The following is a 15,126-nucleotide window of genomic DNA, read 5'->3' as shown; positions in this document are numbered from 1 at the left end:
TGCGGTGTCGGCAGCCTGCAACAGGGCAGGGATATCAAGGATACGACGACCGGACACCGGCGGAAGCAAAATCTTACACTGCGCAAGCATCGCGCCGCCGGCGTCGCGAGCCGTGGCGCCGGTGCGATGCGGCGGATAGCCGCAGTGGCCGTCCGCCCGGTCGGGAAAAACCTAAGTCATTGCTGGCACGACATTTTCTTGTCTCGTAAGCCTGCTCTCGGGCGGGCGCGAAGCGACCGAACGGCCTATACTTCGCGTGTTTTTAAAAAAGCCGGAGCCCCACATGTTGCAACTCTCCCGGCGCCAGTTTCTGAAGGTCACCGCTACCTCGCTTGCGGGGTCGAGCCTTGCGTTGATGGGCTTCTCGCCCGCCACCGCTTTGGCCGAGGTGCGTCAATACAAACTGTCGCGCACTGTTGAAACGCGCAATACCTGCACGTATTGCTCTGTCGCCTGCGGCATCCTGATGTACAGCCTCGGTGACGGCGCCAAGAATGCGAAGCGCAGCATCATCCATATCGAAGGCGATCCCGACCATCCGGTCAATCGCGGCACGCTCTGCCCGAAGGGCGCGAGCCTGCTGGACTTCGTCCACAGCGAGTCGCGCCTGAAATTCCCCGAATACCGCGCGCCAGGCTCGACCGAATGGCAGCGCATCAGCTGGGACGACGCGCTTGATCGCATCGCGAAGTTGATGAAGACGGACCGGGACGCCAACTTCGTCGAGAACAACGACAAGGGCCAGAAGGTCAATCGATGGCTGACGACCGGCATGCTTGCCGCGTCGGCCGCCAGCAACGAAACCGGCTACCTGACCCACAAGGTCGTCCGTAGCACCGGGATGCTCGCATTCGATAACCAGGCACGTGTCTGACACGGCCCGACGGTGGCAGGTCTTGCCCCGACGTTTGGCCGTGGCGCGATGACGAACCATTGGGTCGACATCAAGAACGCGGACGTAATCCTGGTGATGGGCGGCAATGCCGCAGAAGCACACCCTTGCGGTTTCAAGTGGGTCACGGAAGCCAAGGCGCACAACAAGGCGCGCTTGCTCGTGGTGGACCCGCGCTTTACGCGGACGGCATCGGTCGCGGATTATTACGCGCCCATCCGAACCGGCTCGGACATCGTGTTCCTCGGCGGGGTGATCAACTACCTGCTGACCAACGACAAGATCCAGCATGAGTACGTCCGTAACTACACGGACATGCCGTTCATCGTGCGCGAGGACTTCGCGTTCGAGGATGGTCTCTACAGCGGCTACGACGCTGAGAAGCGCGCGTACGCGGACAAGTCGAGCTGGGACTACGAGCGCGGCGACGACGGCTACGTGAAGGTCGACATGACGCTGCAGCATCCGCGCTGCGTCTACAACCTGATGAAGGCCCACTACGCGCGCTATACGCCGGAGATGGTGGAAAAGGCTTGCGGCACGCCGAAGGAGAAATTCCTGACGGTGTGCGAGATGCTCGCCTCGACCGCGTCGCCGGATCGTGCCGGCACGATCCTGTACGCGCTGGGCTGGACGCACCATTCGATCGGCTCGCAGATCATCCGCACCGGCGCGATGGTCCAGCTGCTGCTGGGCAACATCGGCATCGCCGGTGGCGGCATGAACGCGCTGCGCGGCCACTCGAACATCCAGGGCCTGACCGACCTGGGCCTGATGTCCAACCTGCTGCCCGGCTACATGACGTTGCCGATGGAAGGGGAGCAGGACTACGAGGCCTACATCGACAAGCGTGCGCAGAAGCCGTTGCGGCCGAACCAGCTGAGCTACTGGAAGAATTACCGCGCGTTCTACGTCAGCATGATGAAGTCGTGGTGGGGCAAGGCGGCGACCGCGGAGAACAACTGGGGCTACGACTACCTGCCGAAGCTCGACAAGTCGTACGACTTGCTGCAGGCCATCGAACTGATGGCGCAAGGCAAGATGAACGGCTACATCCTGCAGGGCTTCAATCCGCTGGCGGCCGCGCCGAACAAGGCGAAGGTCGGTGCCGGGCTGGCCAAGCTGAAGTTCCTGGTCGTGATGGACCCGCTCGCCACCGAATCGTCCGAATTCTGGCGCAATTTCGGCGAGCACAACGATGTCGATCCGACCAAGATCCAGACCGAGGTGTTCCGTCTGCCGACCACCTGCTTCGCCGAGGAGCAGGGCTCGCTGACGAACTCGTCGCGCTGGCTGCAGTGGCACTGGCAGGGCGCCGAACCGCCGTACGAAGCGCGCAGCGACATCGAGATCATGTCCGGGCTGTTCCTTCGCATGCGCAAGGCCTATCAGGCCGAGGGCGGCAAGTACCCCGACCCGATCGTCAATCTGGACTGGCCGTACATCGAGCCGGAAAGCCCGTTGCCGGAAGAGCTGGCCAAGGAGTTCAACGGCCGCGCGCTCGCCGACATCACCGATCCGAAGGATCCGACCAAGATCCTGGCGAAGAAGGGCGAGCAGTTGCCCAGCTTCGCGCTGCTGCGCGACGATGGCACGACCTCGAGCGGCTGCTGGATCTATTGCGGGGCCTGGACACAGGCCGGCAACCAGATGGCGCGGCGCGACAACGCCGATCCGTCGGGCCTCGGCCAGACGCTGAACTGGTCGTGGGCCTGGCCGGTCAACCGGCGCATCCTGTACAACCGTGCTTCGGCCGCGCCGGACGGGCGTCCGTTCGACGCGCGCCGTAAGCTGATCGGTTGGAACGGCAGCGCATGGAGCGGCTTCGACGTGCCGGACTACAAGGTCGACGAGCCGCCCGAGAACGGCATGGGCCCGTTCATCATGAATCCGGAAGGGGTCGCGCGCTTCTTCTCGCGCGACGGGCTGAACGAAGGGCCTTTCCCGGAGCACTACGAGCCGTTCGAGACGCCGATCGGTCACAACCCGTTGCATCCGAACAATGCGCAGGTCACCAGTTCGCCGGTGGCGCGCGTGTTCGCCGACGACCGTGCCGATTTCGGCACGGCCGCCGAGTTCCCGCACACGGCCACGACCTATCGGCTCACCGAGCACTTCCACTATTGGACCAAGCATGCGCGTCTGAACGCGATCATCCAGCCGGAGCAGTTCGTGGAGATCGGCGAGGACCTGGCCAGGGAAGTTGGCGTGGTGGCTGGCGACCGCGTGCGCGTCAGTTCCAAGCGCGGCCACATCGAGGCCGTCGCGCTGGTTACCAAGCGCATCAAGCCGTTGATGATCGAGGGCAAGAAGGTCCAGACGGTCGGCGTGCCGATTCACTGGGGCTTCAAGGGCATTGCCAAGCCGGGTTACATCGCGAACACGCTGACGCCATCGGTAGGCGACGGGAACTCCCAGACACCGGAGTTCAAGTCCTTCCTGGTGAAGGTGGAAAAGGCGTAAGGAGCGAAACATGGCTTTGCAATCTCTAGACATCAAGCGCCTCTCCGCGACCACCACGCAGCCGCCCGCGGCGCGTACGCCGGTCACTGGAACCGTCGCGAAGCTGATCGACGTCACCAAGTGCATCGGCTGCAAGGCGTGCCAGACCGCGTGCATGGAGTGGAACGATCTGCGCGACGAGGTCGGTACGACCACGGGCGTCTACGACAATCCGCGCGACCTGTCGGACCAGTCGTGGACGGTGATGCGGTTCACCGAGTACGAGAATCCGAAGGGCGACCTCGAGTGGCTGATCCGCAAGGACGGCTGCATGCATTGCGAGGATCCGGGCTGCCTGAAGGCGTGTCCGGCGCCTGGGGCGATCATCCAGTACACCAACGGCATCGTCGATTTCCACGAGGAGAACTGCATCGGTTGCGGCTATTGCATCACCGGCTGCCCGTTCAACATCCCGCGGATCTCGAAGAAGGACAACCGTGCGTACAAGTGCACGCTGTGCTCCGACCGCGTCGCGGTCGGCCAGGAGCCGGCCTGCGTGAAGACCTGTCCGACCGGCGCGATCATGTTCGGCACCAAGGAGGACATGAAGGAGCAGGCGGCGGATCGCGTGGTCGACCTGAAGTCGCGCGGCTTCGACAATGCCGGCTTGTACGACCCGGCGGGCGTCGGCGGCACGCACGTGATGTACGTGCTGCACCACGCGGACAAGCCGTCGCTGTATCACGGGCTGGCGGACAACCCGCGCATCAGTCCGCTGGTGCGCTTGTGGAAAGGCGTCAGCAAGCCGCTGGCGGTTGCCGGCATCGTGCTCTCGGCGATGGCGGGCTTCTTCCACTACACCCGTGTCGGTCCGAACGAGGTGAGCGACGAGGACGAACGCGAGGCCGACGAGGACGCGCGCCGCCTCGAGGACGACGCGGCGCGCAGCGACCGTGCACGTGTGAACCCGACCGAGGAGACCCGGCCATGAGCGATCATCCCCGTTATCCGCGCATGATCCGTCGCTATAGCCCGAACGAGCGCAGCAATCACTGGGTGACTGCGATCACCTTCGTGCTGCTCGCGCTGTCGGGCCTGGCGATGTTCCACCCGTCGATGGCCTGGATGTACGCGATCCTCGGCGGCGGGCAATGGACGCGCATCCTGCACCCGTTCATCGGTGTGGTGATGTTCCTGTCGTTCGGCTCGCTGGCGATCCGCTTCTGGCATCACAACAAGATCGAGAAATACGACGTTCAGTGGCTCAAGCAGTTTCGCGACGTGCTGACCAATCGTGAGGAAAGGCTGCCCAAGATCGGCAAGTACAATGCCGGACAGAAGCTGCTGTTCTTCGTGATGGTGCTGTGCCTGATCGGGCTGCTGCTGTCCGGCATCGTGATCTGGCGCCGCTATTTCTCCTTCTACTTCCCGATCACCGTGATCCGTTTCGCGGCCGTGGTCCACGCGTTCTGCGCATTCGCGCTGATCGTCGGGATCATCGTGCACATCTACGCCGCGCTGTGGGTCAAAGGGTCGATCGGCGCGATGGTGCGCGGCACGGTCAGCTACGGCTGGGCGCGCAAGCATCATCCGCTGTGGTTCCGCGACGTCGCCTCCGGCAAGGCCGAGGGCCGGATGAGCGTCGAGGACATCCGGGAACGCCGCAACTGAAGGGGCGGCACGAGCGTCGCCGCCCGCCACAGGCTGGCTGCGGCGACGCCGCGACTGCAGCTCCGCTTGACCGGACCTGACCTGAGCGGCGGCGCTGCCGCCGAGCGGGCTGCCGAACCGTCGGACCAGCGCGCAGGCGTACTGGAAGTGCTGGACGTGACGACCGGTCCACAGGGCGCTACGCTGCGATACCGGACGCCTCGCCCGGTGCGAAAGCGCCTGCATGTAGCGATCAACGGCCGGCACGTTCGATGCACGGCGAAACCCCGATTAACACCGAGCAGGTCCGACGGCGCGCCGTTCACGCCGTCACGCTGCAATTGAATCGACGCGCGCTCACACGGACGCGCCAGGAGTAAGCACATGGCTTCGCGCCTGATGGAACCCGAACAGATCGCCGCGATGAACGCCGCTGTCGTCCCGCGTCTGCGCATGCCCGCGCGCGCGACGGTGTTTGGCGAGCGCGCCGCACGGTTGCAGCAGCTGGCGGACAACTCGACGATTGGCGATTACCTTCGCTTCGTCGCGCGTCTGGTCGGCGCGCAGCAGACGTTGCTGGCCGAATTCGAGACCCCGATGCCGTCGGCCGAATCGATCGCCGTGGCGCAGCGGCATTCGATGCCGGTGCTGCCGGCGATGGGGGCCCGGCCGCCGCTATGGCGCGACGTGCTGTCGCGCCTGCTCGACCTGATGGCGGCGGACACACTGCCCCCGCCGCTGCAGGCGCTGATCGCGCAAGTCCGCGGGCTCGACGGAGAAGCGTTGGAACAGCTGGCCGACGCCGTGCTGAACGCCCAGTCTGGCGGCAGCGCGCGCGGCGTCGACCCCGCCAGTGCGCCGTTCGTGATGGCCGCGCTGCAGGTAGTGTGGACCGATCTGGCCAGCCGTCTGGCGCCCGCCGAGGTCCCGTATCTCGATACGCCGGGGCACTGCCCGTGCTGCGGCAGCCTCCCGGTCGCCAGCGTCGTTCGCATCGGCGGGGTATATCAGGGCTATCGCTTCCTGCAATGCGGCCTGTGCGCCACCGAGTGGCACATGGTGCGGATCAAGTGCAGCCACTGCGATTCGACCGAGGGCATCGCCTACCACGGTATCGAGGGCACTTCGGACGCGTTGAAGGCCGAGACCTGCGACCACTGCGGCACCTACCGTAAAATCGTCTATCTGGAAAAAGACATGAACGGCGAAGCCTTCGCCGACGATCTGGCCAGCCTGCCGCTGGACCTGATGGTGACCGAGGCCGGGTTCAAGCGCAGCAGCGGGCATCCGTTCCTGTGGCAAGCCGAGCAGGACGAAGACGATCAGGAAGCGCAGGGCCGGCAGGCCACGCCGGGTACGTCGGACCGGCAGGGCACCTAGAGCGCCACCACCGGCGAGACCCGCCGAGCTAAGCCGCCGACGTGACCCGCCGACGTGACCCGCCGACCCCTTGGCGCTTGCGCACGCTTGACAGCTGGTCGGGCCGGGCGAGTGATGCGCGGCCTGGCCGCGCGCGCGCATCCGGGGTGTACGCTTGCGGGCGTGCGCTTATGTGGTGCGCTTGGCTTGTGCGCTTACCGGGTGCGCGCTCGGCTGTCGCCGGCCGGCCGCGACGGGCGCCGACGAAACTGCTAGGCTTGAATCTTCGATGCCGAGGATCGGCTCGGATGCGCATGGTCGCGAACGGGTGAGTCTCGGGCGCGCGCTGCCGCCCCGGGCCGCCGCGGCGATGCACAGCGGAACTCCTATCTTGTCCACAGATTCGATGCCGGTTCACGGCACGCCCGTCGATTCCCAACCGTCCGCGACCCCCGATGCGGTGCCGTCACGGTCCGGCCTCGCCGCCTTGCCCTCGGTGGATCGCTTGCTGGCGTTGCCGCAGAGCGCCGCGTTGATCGAACTGCACGGCCGCACCCGCGTCGTCACGCATCTCCGGCGCAGTGTCGAAGCGCGCCGCGCCGCCTTGAACGAAGCGCTGCAGGCCGGCCGCGAGCTGGGCGTCAGCGACGATGGCGCCTTCGTCGCGACGGCGGCAGCGGCAATCGAACGGGAAGACCAGCCGCGCCTGCGCGCCGTCTACAATCTGACCGGTACGGTGCTTCACACCAATCTCGGCCGCGCGCTGCTGCCCGATGCCGCGGTGGCGTCGGTGATCGCGGCGCTGGGCGCGCCGACCAATCTCGAATTCGACCTGTCCTCCGGCGGACGCGGCGATCGCGACGACCTGATCGACGGCATCCTCACCGAGCTGACCGGTGCCGAAGCGGCCACGGTGGTCAACAACAACGCGGCCGCGGTCCTGCTCAGTCTCAGCGCGCTCGCCTATCGGCGCGAAGTCGTCGTCTCGCGCGGCGAACTGGTCGAGATCGGCGGCGCGTTCCGCATTCCGGACATCATGGCGCGGGCCGGCGCGCGGCTGCGCGAAGTAGGCACCACCAACCGCACGCATCCGACCGATTACACCGATGCGATCGGCGAGCGCACCGCGCTGCTGATGAAGGTGCATTGCAGCAACTACGCGATCAGCGGCTTCACCCGCGCGGTCGAGGTTCAGGAGTTGGTGCCGCTGGCGCGCCAGCACGGCGTGCCCGTTGCCGTGGATCTCGGCAGCGGCACGCTGGTCGACATGAGCCGCTACGGCCTGCCGCATGAAACGACGGTCGCGGAGACCGTGGCGGCGGGCGCCGACCTGGTCACGTTCAGCGGCGACAAACTGCTCGGCGGGCCGCAGGCCGGCCTGATCGTCGGCAGGCGCGACCTCATCCGCAAGATCAAGAAGCATCCGCTGAAGCGCGCGCTGCGCGTCGGCAAGCTGACGCTGGCCGCGCTCGAGCCGGTGCTGAAGCTGTACCGCTCGCCGGAACTGCTGCCACAACGGCTGACGACCTTGCGTCTGCTGAGCCGCGCGCCAGCGGAAATCCACGCGCAGGCGGAACGGCTGGCCGGGCCGGTGGCGGCGGCACTGCATGCGCTGTTGCCGGGCGAGGCATTGACGGTGGCGCCGATGCCGTGCCACAGCCAGATCGGCAGCGGAGCACTGCCGGTCGACCGGTTGCCGAGCTACGCGTTGTGCGTGACGCCGGCGTCCGGCAAGCGGCGCGCGCGGGCCTTGCAAGCCGTCGAGCGGCTGCTGCGGGGACTACCGCGTCCGGTCATCGGGCGGATCGCCAATGACGCGCTGTGGCTCGACCTGCGTTGTCTCGAAAGCGAGCACGAAACGGCTTTCGTCGCGCAGTTGCAGGCCACCACGCAATCGGAGTCGCGTCGATGATCGTCGGTACCGCGGGCCACATCGACCACGGCAAGACGACGCTGGTGCGCGCGCTGACCGGTGTCGACACGGACCGGCTGAAGGAGGAGAAGGCCCGCGGCATTTCGATCGAGCTCGGCTACGCCTACACACCGTTGCCCGACGGGCAGGTGCTCGGCATCATCGACGTACCGGGGCACGAGCGGTTGATCCATACGATGACCGCCGGCGCGTCCGGCATCGACTACGCGCTGCTGGTGGTCGCGGCCGACGACGGCCCGATGCCGCAGACGCTGGAACATCTGGCGATTCTGCAGATGCTCGGCGTCGACCGGGCGGTCGTAGCGCTCACCAAGGCGGACCGCGTGGACGCCGCGCGCCTGGCCGCGGTCGAGTCCAGCATCGCGGCACTGCTGCCGACCTACCGGATGCAGGCGGCGGCGATCATCGCGACCAACGCGACGGCGCCGGACGATCCCGGCGTGGCAGCGCTGCGGGCGCATCTCGCCGACGCGGCGCAAGCGACCGGGCGCCGTCGCGACGACGCGCTGTGCCGGCTGGCGGTCGATCGTGTCTTCACCCTCGCGGGATTGGGCACCGTGGCCACCGGCACGCTGATCGCGGGCCGTGTCGCGGTCGGCGACACGCTGCTGATCGTCCCGGGCACCGCCGGTCCGCGTGAAGCGCGTGTACGAGGACTGCACGTGCAAAACCGGCCGGCCGAGCTCGGCCACGCTGGCGAACGGTGCGCGGTGAACCTGGCTGGCGCCGACAAGCGCTGGCTGGCGCGTGGCGACGCCCTGGTCGATCCACGGCTGTCGACGACTTCGCCGCGTCTCGACGTCGAACTCGCGCTGCTGCAGGATGCGGACACGACACTCGTGCATTGGACGCCGGTACACGTGCATCTCGGCACCATGCACGCGGTGGCGCAAGTGGTGTTGCTCGACGCGGAAACGCTGGGGCCGGGCAGCCGCGGCCGTGTCCAGCTGGTGTTCGGGCAGGAAGTGCTTGCCGTGCCGGGCGACCGCTTCGTGATGCGCAATGCGCAGGCCAATCGAACGATCGGTGGCGGCCGGGTACTGGATCCTTTCGGCGTCGCGCGCAAGCGTCGCACACCGGAACGGCATGCCTGGCTCGACGCGCTGCATGCGCTGATCGAAGGCGGTGGCATCGATGCACTGCTGGCACGGGCGCCGCTCGGGCTCTCCGCGGCACGGCTCGCGCACCTGAGTGGTGTGGCACCGGACCGCCTGTCGCTGCCGCCTGACGCGGTACGCCTGCCGTTGCGCGGCAGCGAGCAGGCCCATCTGTTCGCGGCGGATGCCTGGCGGGCGTTGCGGGACGGCGTGTTGGCCGCCCTCGACGACTGTCATCGACGCACGCCCGATGAACCCGGTGTCGAGCTGTCGCGCCTGCGTCGCATCGCCTATCCGACGCTGGATGCCGCAGTCTGGCGCGCCGTGGTCGATGCCTTGATCGGCCAGGACGTGGTGGCGCGCAGCGGTCCGTGGTTGCATCTGCCGGATCACCGCGTCAGCTTCAATGCCGACGAGGAGGCCAGCGCCGCCGATCTGTTGCGCCGCCTGACCGCCGGCGACGTCAATCCGCCTTGGGTCCGCGACCTTGCCCGCGAGACGCGCGGCGGCGAAGAAGCCACCCGACAGCTGCTGCGCAAGATGGCGCAGCGCGGCGAGGTCTTCCAGATCGTGCGGGACCTGTTCTATGCCCGAGCGGTCATCGAACGGCTCGCGGCGCTCATCGCCAAATTGGCAGGCGGACCCGGCGGCGAGCGCATCGACGCGACAGCGGTCGCCTGGTCGGCAGATGCAAATGGCGTGACGGAGAAACTGTACGGGCCGGCCGGTCAAGCCAATGGCATGGCAGCGCGTCGCGCGGTATCGGCCGGCGACGACAACCGCCGCCACGACGGCCGTAACGCCGCCGCGGCGCCGCAGCCCGGTGCCGGCGGCGTGAGCGCCGCCGCCTTCCGCGACGCCACCGGCCTCGGCCGCAAGCGCGCGATCCAGGTTTTGGAGTTCTTCGACCGCCTTGGGTATACTCGCTTTCATCGCGAGCGCCACCTGTTGCGCAGCGACAGTCAATGGCAGGCACGCGGTAGCGACTGACGCCTTCGTCATCTGCTTCAATGGAAGGCATGCGCGCCCGGTGGCGCGGCTGGGCTTCAAACCCAGTAGGGGGCGTCAGACGTTCCCGGGTAGGTTCGACTCCTGCTGCCTTCCGCCATTCGCTTCTGCCGCGTTGTCCCGCCCCGCCCCGTCCCGCACCGTCTCGCGTCGGTCTGCAATTGCCTGATTTGATGGGGCTTTGTGGGTAATAGCCTTCTTGCTGCTTGCCGCTCTTGCCCGGGCAGTCGCAGCGTGCGATGTGTGCCTCAATCCCTGGGAAGGGACTGCGCGTCGCCATCCCGCGATGCGGCCATCCAGGCCATGCCGCGACGTGCCGGTGATTCCCCGCCGCGATCGCGACGAACATTGCGTACGCCGATGTTTGAAGCTAGCTGGTCGCCTGGCGTTGATCGAGTAAGGCTGGCAGGGTTCGATGCCCATTGCCCGAAGCCAGATCATCTGAACGAATTGGCCGTCTTCGCTGAACAGGTACTGGTCGCCCTCACGCGCCGCGTCGCGCGTGGTCATTCATGTTGCCGCCGCAAGCATTGCTGCATTTTCCAAATTCTCCCCAGCCGTTTCGAGACATCTTTACCGGACGGTGCGGTTCATCGACAGCGAACATGTAGTTACTACTATCCTCTCGTTTTGATCGGCTTTCGCGGGGAACATGGCTGTGCGGCTTGAAATTGACCTGCTGAACCGGCTGCGTGCGATCCCGATGATCCTGGAGCGCGTAAGCCAGTCAATTGGCATGGAAAGCGTGATCCTCGCGTCGCTTGCGGATGCACGGTGGCAAGCGATGGTTGCGCATAATTCCGTGGTCTTGGGCATTGCCGTTGGCGATACCCTCGAGTTGCATCAGACCGTGTGTTTCGCCGCGCAATCGATCGGGGACGTGGTGGCTCACGCGGACATGGCGGATGAATCGAACGCGGCCTGCCAGTTCCTCACGAGCGAATACGGCTTGCGAAGTGGCATATCGGTCCCGATCTATCGGCCAGACGGCAGCTATTTTGGCAATCTCTGTGCGTTGGACCGGAAGCCACGTGTCGGCGATCTGAAACAGGAGATCGCGATGTTGCAGTTGGCTGCCGATCTCATTGTCGTCCAGCTCGACAACAACCAGCAGCAGGGTGCCGACGAGCAACGTGCGCTGACACTGGCGGACGATGCAGTGCTTCGTGAGCAGTTCCTCGGCGTCCTCGCTCATGACTTGCGCAACCCGTTGGCGGCGATTGGCGCATTGGCCGAGGTGCTGACCGCCAACGCGGTGCCCGTCACGCGGGTGCCGGAAATTGGCAAGCGGATGACTGCGTCGGTCGCGCGCATGTCATACATGATCGACGACGTCATCGATTTCACCCGGGCTAGGCTGGGCGGCGGCATTGCCCTGGAGATCAAACCCTGCGCGGATCTAGGACGCTTGCTGGAATTGACTGTCGACGAGATCACCGCCGCGCACCCGGATCGGCTGGTCGATATTCGTATCGCCATCAACGAAACGGTCGTCTGCGATGCGGCGCGTCTGCAGCAACTGCTGTCGAATCTCGTCTCGAATGCGTTTCGCCATGGTGCCGCCGACGTGCCTGTCAAAGTGAGATGCGAAGTGGAGGAGGGCGCGCTGCATATCGCGGTGACCAACGGCGGCCCGTTGATCGACGAATCCGCGCTAGTGCGTATGTTCGAACCGTTCTGGCAGGCGGAAGCGGGTGGTCGGCGCGAGGGGCTGGGACTTGGCCTCTTCATTTGCCGACATATCGTCGAGGCGCACGGCGGCGACCTGAAGGTGTTGTCATCGGTCCGTGACGGTGTCATGTTCGAAGCCGTTTTCCCACCCTCGAATGCCGTCGACGACCCGTCTCAGTGAACGTTCAGGAAGCGAAGCACGGGGCCGAACGAAAGTGGCTTCGAGCAGAAGCCGCTGAAGCCCAGTGCCCGCACCCGTTCGATGTTTTCCGCACGGTTCAAGCCGGTGTGGGCGATCAGAACAGGGCGGTCGCCGCCAGGCATACGAGCGATCTGCTCTGCCACCTTGAAGCCGTCGGTACCGGGCAACGACAGGTCTAAAAGCACTACGTGCGGCTGCCACCGCGTGATCAAGCCGAGCGCTTGCTCGCCTGAGTAAGCGCATCTGCTGCGCACATTGGGGCGGGTCAACGCTTCCGCAACGGCATCCGCAAGGTCGCGGAAGTCGTCAACAACCAAGACCCGCGCGACTTCCCCGTCGCTGTTCAGGCGGTCCGCCCAAATTTCGCATGTCTGCTCGAGTCGTCGCGTTCCTGCGTGCATGTCTCCTCCTGTTGCGCCGTTTGATTTATCAGCGCAAAAAGTGGGCCGCTACCGGTGGCGAGACGGCTCGAGAATTGCGGTGGCAGCGGCGGCACCGGGGCGGGCCTCGCGGGCGATGAGACGATGACTGTCGGACTTGACCCAATGCCCTGCATGAGACTGCGGACCATTCGTCGATCATCGGCGGTCGGAGGGCGCATGCCCGATCGAAGCGCCGAGTCGCTTTGGCTTCGCCGCAAGGCTTGACGTCAAGGCAATCGATCTGTCCCAGCCCTGGTCGGCGAAATCGACTTGAGGCCGAGCTCAGGCGCGCCCGACGTCAACGGAACTGCCAGCGCGAAGGCGGCTGATCCGCCGTCGTTACCGATATTCGAGGATAGGCGGACCGCGCCCAGGGAACTCGTCAGCCGCGTATCCGATCAACGATCGCTGCACAGGCGGGCGGCGTGCGGCTTGGCGCTGTTGGCTCGCCGAGGCCAATGCGAGCGCGGATTCGCGAAGCGGGGCAAGGCAGTACGCCGACCGTCCAGACGAACCGAGACGGGGTATCTCGGTGGCTCGTGGGATCTTCGGGATCGTCGACATCGCCGATTTCCGTCGCCTGCCGGGCCCTGCTCACAGGCATCGGCATACGACAGGGCATCGGCATACGACAGGGCAACGGCATACGACAGGGCAACGGCATACGACAGGGCATCGGCATACGACAGGGCAACGGCTTTACGCAACCGTCGAAGCCTTGCGTGGCATGCCGTGCCGGCCTATCTTTCGACTGTGCCCTGTGCCCTGTGCCGACAACGGGTCCTTTGGTTCGCGCATCCGGGGACTGCGTTTTCAGCCGCGCCGGCCCGCCGACTGCCGACGTCGTTAGAACCGGACCGAGGGCATTCGTCAAGCGTTGAGCGCGGCGCGACGCCACGCCAGTCTTGCGCAGCACGTGAGTGCCGCCCGGCTGGCAAGCGAGGCCGGGCGGCCGTGCCGATCGCGTGGGTTCCCGGTTCCGGCGTGGGCTTGAATGTGCGTGCCGCTTCGTCGGCATATTCTGAGGAGCAGAGAGTTGACGGATGCTGTACGGCTTCCCGCAAGTGATGCGCTGCTCGTGGTCGACGTGCAATCGAGTTTTCCGTTGCCGGACGCTGTGCTTTCCGGCATTCGCGGGCTCGTGCCTCGCATCTACACCGTGGCGACCGTAGAGCGGCATGACGAGCGCGTCACGCCGTTCGAGGCGCAGCTCGGTTGGAGGCCCGGCACCGACGACGTGAGCCTGGTCGAGGCTGACCATGTCGTGATCAAGCATGGCTACCTCCCGCCCGTCTCTCTGATCGACCATCTTCGCGCCCGGGGCGTCGAGCGCGTTTTCGTATGCGGCATCCAGGCCGACACCTGCTGCCTCGCGGCGGGCTTCATGCTGTTCGACGCGGGCTTGCATCCGACGTTGCTCAGGTGGCTGACCGTCGGCTCGTCCCTCGACCGCTCGGCGGCGCTGGGCGAGCGCTTGTGGCGCCATCACTTCGGTGCACATGCGGTGGTGGCCCGGCCCGAGGACTTGCTTCCGGCCTGACGGCTCGATGCATGACGCCCCGAGGCCGGACTGCTTCGGGGCGTGCGTCTATGCCGAACGCATCGCGGTGGCAGTGCACGTGACAGGCAGACGATGACGCCGTTACCGTTTGTAATCTTGCCTTCGGTCATTTTGGAACGCGTCTTGCAGCATGTCAGTCGCGTCAATCTGACAGCAACAAGAGGAGGAAACATGAAATCAAAGACTCTGTTGGCCCTGACGATGGCAGCCGGACTGGCATTCTCGTCGCTCGCGTCGGCGCAGGCACCTGGACCGAATGGTCCGAATTCGCGCGGCGGCTCCGGCTGGCAGGGCGGCGGTAATGGCCCTGGTGGCCCTGGTGGCCCTGGTGGCCCCGGCCGCGGCGACATGCACGACGGTCCGGGCCGGCAAGGCCAGCCGATGCACGCCGAGCGTGGTCCTGGCCCGGGTGGCCCGAATTTCCGACGTGGTGAGCGTTTGCCGAACGACTATCGGAACCGTCAATATGTGGTGGATGACTGGCACGGCTACAACCTGAACCGTCCGCCGCGTGGCTATCATTGGGTCGGCGTGAACGGCGACTACCTGCTGGTCGCCATCGCGTCGGGCGTGATCGCCCAAATCGTCACCGGCGGCCGTTAAGTCCGGTGATGGACCCCGGCCGCGTCATGCGGGCGGGGCGCGGGTAGCCAGCATCGAACTAGCGGCACGCGGCCGCCAATGGTGATGCGAACAAGCAACGGGTGAGTCGCGGGCAAGCAGCGAGGTGGCTGCAACCCTTTCCGACACCGCGCCTGTTGTGACGGCTGCGCGGTCGAAGGGGGCGCGATGCTTCCGCTCGTTGCTCGGCCTGCACTCAACCTCTGCGAGCCGCGCGTCCAAATGAAGCAGTTGGCTCGCGAGCAGGCTGAAGCAGGGCACGCCTAGG

At 66.0% G+C, this 15,126-nt stretch carries 10 protein-coding genes and 1 tRNA gene; 10 read left to right on the top strand and 1 reads right to left on the bottom strand.

What is annotated here, in order from left to right:
* Window positions 1–283: 283 nt before the first annotated feature.
* From fdnG to BLU54_RS16410, 8 genes are all read left to right on the top strand, one after another.
* A complete protein-coding gene (fdnG, locus tag BLU54_RS16445; RefSeq protein ID WP_091910778.1) occupies window positions 284–3,355 on the top strand; it encodes a formate dehydrogenase-N subunit alpha in 3,072 nt (1,023 codons plus the stop codon).
* Window positions 3,356–3,365: 10 nt separating this feature from the next.
* Window positions 3,366–4,325, top strand: a complete 960-nt coding sequence (gene fdxH / locus BLU54_RS16440) for a formate dehydrogenase subunit beta (protein ID WP_091910777.1) — start codon at window positions 3,366–3,368, stop codon at window positions 4,323–4,325.
* Window positions 4,322–5,005, top strand: coding sequence for a formate dehydrogenase subunit gamma (locus BLU54_RS16435; protein ID WP_091910774.1), 684 nt, complete (start codon window positions 4,322–4,324; stop codon window positions 5,003–5,005). Before fdxH ends, BLU54_RS16435 begins: the two co-directional genes overlap by 4 nt.
* Before the next feature lie 363 nt (window positions 5,006–5,368).
* Window positions 5,369–6,364 carry a formate dehydrogenase accessory protein FdhE gene (gene fdhE, locus BLU54_RS16430; protein WP_091910772.1) on the top strand — a complete coding sequence of 332 codons (996 nt, stop codon included), beginning with the start codon at window positions 5,369–5,371 and terminating at the stop codon, window positions 6,362–6,364.
* Window positions 6,365–6,749: 385 nt separating this feature from the next.
* Window positions 6,750–8,255 carry an L-seryl-tRNA(Sec) selenium transferase gene (gene selA, locus BLU54_RS16425; protein WP_091910770.1) on the top strand — a complete coding sequence of 502 codons (1,506 nt, stop codon included), beginning with the start codon at window positions 6,750–6,752 and terminating at the stop codon, window positions 8,253–8,255.
* Window positions 8,252–10,363 (top strand): selenocysteine-specific translation elongation factor, encoded by a 2,112-nt coding sequence (gene selB / locus BLU54_RS16420; protein WP_091910768.1) that lies wholly within the window; start codon window positions 8,252–8,254, stop codon window positions 10,361–10,363. Before selA ends, selB begins: the two co-directional genes overlap by 4 nt.
* Window positions 10,364–10,385: 22 nt before the next feature.
* A tRNA-Sec gene (locus tag BLU54_RS16415) sits at window positions 10,386–10,481 on the top strand.
* 558 nt (window positions 10,482–11,039) lie between these two features.
* A complete protein-coding gene (locus BLU54_RS16410; RefSeq protein WP_211435366.1) occupies window positions 11,040–12,233 on the top strand; it encodes a sensor histidine kinase in 1,194 nt (397 codons plus the stop codon).
* On the opposite strand, the gene BLU54_RS16405 is transcribed toward BLU54_RS16410, so the two are convergent.
* Window positions 12,227–12,655 (bottom strand): response regulator, encoded by a 429-nt coding sequence (locus tag BLU54_RS16405; protein ID WP_091910763.1) that lies wholly within the window; start codon window positions 12,653–12,655, stop codon window positions 12,227–12,229. The two genes, BLU54_RS16410 and BLU54_RS16405, sit on opposite strands and share 7 nt — an antisense overlap.
* Window positions 12,656–13,712: 1,057 nt before the next feature.
* Between BLU54_RS16405 and BLU54_RS16400 the strand changes: the two genes are divergently transcribed.
* Both BLU54_RS16400 and BLU54_RS16395 read left to right on the top strand, forming a co-directional pair.
* On the top strand, window positions 13,713–14,216 hold the full coding sequence (locus BLU54_RS16400) for an isochorismatase family protein (protein ID WP_235837995.1): 504 nt from the start codon (window positions 13,713–13,715) through the stop codon (window positions 14,214–14,216).
* A 192-nt stretch (window positions 14,217–14,408) separates the two neighbouring features.
* Window positions 14,409–14,840, top strand: coding sequence for an RcnB family protein (locus tag BLU54_RS16395; RefSeq protein WP_091910759.1), 432 nt, complete (start codon window positions 14,409–14,411; stop codon window positions 14,838–14,840).
* Window positions 14,841–15,126: the final 286 nt, after the last annotated feature.

Origin of the sequence: Chitinasiproducens palmae (assembly GCF_900095735.1) — a bacterium.
GTDB lineage: Bacteria > Pseudomonadota > Gammaproteobacteria > Burkholderiales > Burkholderiaceae > Chitinasiproducens > Chitinasiproducens palmae.
Note: the sequence above shows the minus strand (reverse complement) of the source record. Positions and strands in the feature narration are given on the sequence as shown.

Excerpts from the sequence above, each read along its gene's own strand:
- BLU54_RS16435 (WP_091910774.1), top strand. The coding sequence starts at position 4,322 with ATGAGCGATCATCCCCGTTATCCGCGCATGATCCGTCGCTATAGCCCG.
- selB (WP_091910768.1), top strand. The coding sequence starts at position 8,252 with ATGATCGTCGGTACCGCGGGCCACATCGACCACGGCAAGACGACGCTG.
- selA (WP_091910770.1), top strand. The coding sequence starts at position 6,750 with ATGCCGGTTCACGGCACGCCCGTCGATTCCCAACCGTCCGCGACCCCC.
- BLU54_RS16395 (WP_091910759.1), top strand. The coding sequence starts at position 14,409 with ATGAAATCAAAGACTCTGTTGGCCCTGACGATGGCAGCCGGACTGGCA.
- BLU54_RS16405 (WP_091910763.1), bottom strand. The coding sequence starts at position 12,655 with ATGCACGCAGGAACGCGACGACTCGAGCAGACATGCGAAATTTGGGCG.
- fdxH (WP_091910777.1), top strand. The coding sequence starts at position 3,366 with ATGGCTTTGCAATCTCTAGACATCAAGCGCCTCTCCGCGACCACCACG.
- fdhE (WP_091910772.1), top strand. The coding sequence starts at position 5,369 with ATGGCTTCGCGCCTGATGGAACCCGAACAGATCGCCGCGATGAACGCC.